We start from the raw sequence: 4,768 nt of genomic DNA on the forward strand, positions 1-4,768 counted from the left end.
GCCCGGCATGGCCGCAGCCGCAATCGATGTGGCGCCGGCCGCGGCCGATGTTGATCGCCATGGCGGCGGCGAAGGTCAGCAGCAGCGCAATCGCCGCCAGCGGCGCCCAGGCTGCGGGCTGCCACACGCCGGCCAGCAGGCCGGCCGCCACCGCCAGTTCCGCCAGCGGCAGCAGCGCGGCGGCCGGCGTCACCAGCGCCGGCGGCAGCAGGCGGTAATTGGCGATCACGCCAGGCAGCAGCTCGCGATGGCGCAGCTTGTCGATCCCGGCGACCAGAAACACCAGCGCCACGGCCACCGCTGCAACTGCAGCGAGGATCGAGAGGGGATACAGACCCAAGCGCGCCTACCGTGCGCCCAGCGTGTTGATGACGCCGCTGCCGGCACGCTTGAGCTTGTGCTTTTCCTCGAAGGTGAGGGCGTCGAGCACCACGGCCTCGCCCTCTTCCTCGCCGCCGGTCAGGAAGATCAGCGGCTTGTCATCCTGGCTGACAGCGATGTTACCCGCCCGGTTCTTGATCGGCACCCGCTTCACCACCTTGCGGGTGGCCATGTTTACGACCCAGATCTCCTCGCCGTCTTCCTTCTGGGTCCAGTATTCGCCGCGGTGCATCAGCACATAGAGCGTGCCGGTCTTCTCGTGCAGCGCCGTCAGCTGGCGCCCGCCGGGCATCCAGTTGATGTCGAGCGGCTTGGTGTCGCCGGGGCGCAGGCCGGCGGCGGCCTGGATCGACCAGGCGTCACCGATCGTCGGGGTCGCGCCCAGCTTGGCGGTGCGGATCAGGCCAGTGTAGCTCATCAGCACGATCTCGCCCTTGCTGCGGTCATGCACGAAACTGTCGAACACCGGGTCCTCGGCGGCCTTGAAGAAGGCGGCGCTGTGGGTGATCACCGGGGCCTTGCCGGCCAGCGATACGGTGGCCAGCGTGCCATCGCTGCACAGTGCCGAAAAACCGATGCCGGCCACCGGCACCAGGCTGGCGCAGCCGGGCAATTCCACGACGCGGGCGAGGCGGCGCTTTTCCAGGTCCACCACGTTGACCGAGGAGGCCGGGCTGAAATTGTAGACAAAGCCGGTCTTGCCATCGTCGGAAATGACGAAATTGTTGTTCATCGCGCCGATGATCAGCCGGCCCGGCAGCGGGATTTCGGCGAGCAGGTTGAGCGTCATCGGATCGTAGACCGCGACATAATCCTGCCGGGTGCCGCGGTTGATCTTGGTCCAGATGGTCTCGGCCACATAGATGGCCTTGTAGGCTGGATCGAGCGCCATGTCGGACCAGCGGGTGGTCTGCACCAGGCCCAGCATTTTGCCGCTGTCACCGTCCCAGATGCGGGTGCCGCTGTTCTCCCAGCCGCCGCGCATGAACACCCAGTGCGGCGAGGGTGCCGGCAGCTTGTGGGTGAAGGCCTGTTCCGGCTCCAGGTTGCCTGCTGGCGGCGCGGTTTGGGCAGCGGCGCCGGTGATCCCGGCCGATAGGGCCAGGGCTGCAGCCAGCGCGGTTTCAGCCAGCTTGCGGGCGCAAAATTGCCGTGACACTTTGATCATCTGCACCTGTCCCCCAGTGCCATTGAGCAAGCTGCTGCCGGGTCGACTCAGTCCTCCCGCCAGCAGCAGCAACGTTCCGACCTGATGCTGGACGGGCGTCAAGTTTTCGTCAAGGCCCGCCCGATTGCCTGAACTGCGTAGATGCCCCCTGCGGCGCGCCGGCCGCGGGCAGGCGCCTGATGTCTTCGGGCTTGATGGTCTTGGCCAGGTGCACCAGCGCGGCCACCGCCAGCGATTTCAGCTGCGGCATCTGGTGGGCCCAGGGCTTGCCATGGCCGGCGAAGATGGTGGTGCCCTCCATGGCGGCGCTGATGAAGCGGGCGACCACGTCGGCATCGGCCGGGCTCAGCGCGGGATTGAGCGGCAGGACCGCTGCCGCGATGTGGCCGTGGGCATGGCGATAGAAGGCGGCCACCCGCTCGGCGATGAAGACGTTGTGGTTGGCCAGCGCCCACAGCTCGGTGAACAGGTGGGTGGTGCGCTTAGTGCCGATATCGTCGAGCACGATGCCGATCAGCATCGACAGCTGCGCTTCGGGCGAGAGGCCGGGCTGGCGTACCGTCTCGTCGAGCACCCGCTCGTAATAATCGAGCAGATCGTCGAGCAGCAGCTGGACCAGCAGTTCCTTGCGGGCGAAATAATAGGATACGTTGCCCACCTTCATGCCGCAGCGCGCCGCGATCCGCCGCAGCGTGAAGGCGCTGGCGCCTTCATCGATCAGCACCCCGCGCGCGGCCTCTAGGATGAGCTCGACCGTTTCCGCGCCGCGCACATAGACCCCGGGGCGCGCGCCTTCGCGCGGCGGGGCCTCGCGCTGCGCGGCATCCGGCTGCGGGAACTCTGTAACGGCTTCGTCCACGCGTTTCACCTGTTTCCGGCGCCGAGGCCCGTCCAGCAGGCGCCCTGTTCAGCTTGACGAAAGCTTGATGACTGTCCAGTATTTCAAGTTGTGCGGCGCAGCATCGGGCGCGCCGACTGCGGCAGGAAACGACGCGTGGCGAAGGACAGCACGAGTGTGACGAGCGGGCGGGCAGCCCTGATTGCCCAGATTGCGGCGTTGCTGGCCGGGCTGGCTGGCGGGCCGGCGCTGGCCGCTGATCCGGCCCCGGATGGCAAGGCGGCCTTCGTGGCCCGCTGCGCCATGTGTCACCAGGCCAACGGCAACGGGCTGGCAGGGCAGTTTCCCAAGCTCACCGGACGGGCCGCCGCCATCGCCGCCGCGCCGGCCGGCCGCCGCTACATGGCGCGCGTGGTGCTCCACGGCATGGCCGGCCCGATCGAAGTTGAGGGCGCCCGCATTGCCGGGGTGATGCCGGGCATGTCCACCCTGTCCGACGCTGAGATCGCCGCGATCCTGAGCCACACCCTCACGCTCGGCGCAGCCGGTGGCAAGCCTGCCAAGGGCCTGAAGCCCTTCACCACGGCCGAGATTGCCGCGGTGCGCGCCGACGGCAAGGCCAGCATGGCCGACAACCGCACCTTGCGCACCGAGCTGGTGGGCAGCGGCGTCATCAAATAGGACGCAGGCTCTTCGGGCCTCTTCAGTTTGTTCCGGAGCGCAAGCTGCCGGGCACGTCTGGATAGGATTCCACCACGTCGCCCAGCGCCGCTTCCAGCGGGCCCAGCCATTGGGCAAAGTTCTTCCAGTGATCGACGCCGTCGGTGAAGATCGGCTGGCGCACCTGTTCGGAACTGGCGGTCCGCACCGCGCGGTCGGTCTTCCAGAAGGCGAGGCAGGCCGCCTCGAAGTCCACCCCGACATGGGCGAGCAGGCGGCGCACCTGGTTTTCGGTGTCGGCCACCATCTGCTCATAGATCACGCGGTGGACGCGGCCCGGCATCACCGCGTCGAAGTGCGCCATCAGCCGCACATAGTCGCGATAATAGCGCCCGGCATCAGCGAGATCATAGGAAAAGGCCTGGCCGCGGGCGAAATGCTGCTTCCAGCCCGAAAAGCAGCAGCCCATCGGGTGGCGGCGGGCATCGATGATGGTGGCACCCGGCAAGATGGCCCGGATGAGGCCGACGTGCTGCCAGTTGTTGGGCATCTTGTCGATGAACAGCGGACGGTCGGTCTTGCGGTGCACACGGGTGCGATCGAGATATTCCTCGCCAAGCCGCCGCCGGTCGTCTGCCGAAAGGCTGGCCAGCAGCGCGGCATAATCGGCAAATTCGCCTTCGTTGACCCGCGTTTGCAGGCGGCTGCCGATCATCATCATGTCGGGCAGTTCCATCGTGCCCTCGATCTGGCTGTGGCTGGCCAATATCTGTTCGACCAGCGTCGAGCCTGAGCGTGGCAGGCCCACCACGAAGATGGGATCGCGCGCCGGGCAGCCGCCCTCACCGAGGCTGGCAAGGAACGGCGCCGAAAAGCCGGCGACCGTGGCGCTGATCTCGGCGGCAAAATCATCGGCGTCATAGCGAAGTTGGGTGCGGCGCAGGCGGTTGCCCTCGCTGTAGTGGCGGAACGCCGCGGCATGGTTGCCGGCGTCCTCGTGCGCCTTGCCCAGCGAGAAATGCAGGTGGAAGATATCCTCGGTGCGCTCGTCCGCCGCGCCAGCCAGCGTTGCCAGCGCCTGGTTCATCGCCGCGATGTCGGCCTCTCCCAGCTTGACGGTCTTCAGATTGGCCAGGCTCCACCAGGCCTCGCCCAGCGTGGGCTGGCGGGTCACGGCTTCGCGATAGGCGGTGATGGCCTCGGCCTGTCGGCCCAGCGTCTTCAGCACGTGGCCAAGATTCTGCCAGACCTGCGGCTGGCCCGGCTGGTCGGCGAGCAACTGCTCATAAAGCCCGCGCGCCTCTTCCTGCTCGCCCAGCCGCACCAGAACGGAGGCGCGGATCAACAGATGGCCGGGAATGCGCACCGGTGAGCGCACCAGCACATCGGCATGGGCCAGCGCTTCGGGCAGGCGGTTGGTCTGCATCAGCAGGCGGATCAGGAACTCGCGTGCCATGTCGAAGCCGGGGGCCTGCTCCACCGCCTGTTCGACCAGCGCCAGCGCAGGCGTCATCTCGCCCTGGCGCCAGCGGGTCTCGCCGAGCAGGCGCGTGGCGGGCGGATCATGCGGTTCGCGTGCCAGTCGCGCCTCCAGCCGGGTGGCAGCCTCGTCCAGCTTGCCATCGGTCATGGCCAGCGCCGCCTCGATCAGTTCGGGGTCGCGTGCCGCGGCGGCGACACCGGCCAGATCCGCCCGCCATGCCGCCTCCTCGCGCCCGGCC

The 4,768-nt window shown here is 67.8% G+C and carries 5 protein-coding genes; 1 reads left to right on the forward strand and 4 read right to left on the reverse strand.

Translation table 11 applies throughout. The annotated features are described in order from the left end of the window. The 3 genes from GJV64_RS11460 to GJV64_RS11470 all read right to left on the reverse strand — a co-directional run. Positions 1 to 340, reverse strand: a 340-nt coding sequence (locus GJV64_RS11460; RefSeq protein ID WP_328799179.1) for a MauE/DoxX family redox-associated membrane protein, incomplete at its 3' end; no start/stop codon positions are given. 6 nt (positions 341 to 346) lie between these two features. After that, positions 347 to 1,549 carry an amine dehydrogenase large subunit gene (locus GJV64_RS11465; RefSeq protein WP_164157354.1) on the reverse strand — a complete coding sequence of 401 codons (1,203 nt, stop codon included), beginning with the start codon at positions 1,547 to 1,549 and terminating at the stop codon, positions 347 to 349. 109 nt (positions 1,550 to 1,658) lie between these two features. Then, entirely contained in the window at positions 1,659 to 2,408 is a 750-nt protein-coding gene (locus GJV64_RS11470; protein ID WP_164157352.1) for a TetR/AcrR family transcriptional regulator, read from the reverse strand. A 135-nt stretch (positions 2,409 to 2,543) separates the two neighbouring features. Here GJV64_RS11470 and GJV64_RS11475 point away from each other — a divergent pair, with 135 nt between their 5' ends. Then, entirely contained in the window at positions 2,544 to 3,068 is a 525-nt protein-coding gene (locus GJV64_RS11475) for a c-type cytochrome (protein ID WP_235927714.1), read from the forward strand. Positions 3,069 to 3,090: 22 nt separating this feature from the next. Here GJV64_RS11475 and GJV64_RS11480 read toward each other — a convergent pair. Beyond that, positions 3,091 to 4,768: tetratricopeptide repeat-containing sulfotransferase family protein (locus GJV64_RS11480; protein WP_164157353.1), on the reverse strand; the 1,678-nt coding region annotated here is incomplete at its 5' end.

The sequence above is a fragment of the Sandarakinorhabdus rubra genome (assembly GCF_010994245.1).
Taxonomy (GTDB): Bacteria; Pseudomonadota; Alphaproteobacteria; order Sphingomonadales; family Sphingomonadaceae; genus Sandarakinorhabdus; species Sandarakinorhabdus rubra.